The sequence below is a fragment of the Arthrobacter alkaliphilus genome, assembly GCF_021483235.1.
Taxonomy (GTDB): domain Bacteria; phylum Actinomycetota; class Actinomycetes; order Actinomycetales; family Micrococcaceae; genus Arthrobacter; species Arthrobacter alkaliphilus.
The window spans coordinates 1-340 of sequence record NZ_JAKEEC010000077.1; the positions used below are offsets into that span (position 1 = coordinate 1).

Genomic DNA, 340 nt, shown 5'->3' on the forward strand with positions numbered 1-340 from the left:
CTCCAGCAGGAGCTGTTGCTGGGCATGGGCGGGGTGAAGGCGCTGCGGGTCTACCAGCGCCTCACCGGCACCCCGGCCCCGGAGGTCTTCCACACCAACGAAGGCCATGCAGGGTTCCTGGGCATCGAACGGATCCAGGAACTGATGTCCTCCGAGGCGCCGCTGAGCTGGTCCGAGGCCCTTGCCGCCGGGCGGGCGTCCACGGTGTTCACCACCCACACCCCGGTCCCGGCCGGCATCGACCGTTTCGAGGCCGTGCAGATCCGGCACTTCTTCGACGCCGGCCTGGCCCCGGACGTGCCGGTGGAGAAGGTCCTGGACCTGGGCCGGGAAAACTACG

General features: G+C 69.7%; 1 pseudogene. It reads left to right on the top strand.

Features of this window, described 5'->3' with window-relative positions:
- A pseudogene (locus L0B83_RS19645) lies at positions 1-340 on the top strand (DUF3417 domain-containing protein); the annotation flags it as partial.